The following is a 296-nucleotide window of genomic DNA, read 5'->3' on the forward strand; positions in this document are numbered from 1 at the left end:
CGCGTCTTTGCCTTTGGGCTAGCTGAGGGGGGGCGTTATAGGGCAATCTCCCAGTCACAGGTGCTGACAGGCTTAGAAATAGCTCTTCTTGAACAAGCCCTGGAACGACTTGCCACCCAAACCAACACTGCTGCTGCTAGCTGGCTCATCCAACAGTTACAAGGCCATGCTTGAGGCTGCCACTGATGAAGATTCCAGTCGAAGAACTAGGGATAAACCTTGATTTCGATTCAAACTAGGGCACTACACCCACACCCAAAACATTGGTCGCGTCGTCGCGTCAGCGTTGCGGAGCA

The organism is Synechococcus sp. R3-13 (genome assembly GCF_047462195.1).
GTDB lineage: Bacteria > Cyanobacteriota > Cyanobacteriia > Thermostichales > Thermostichaceae > Thermostichus.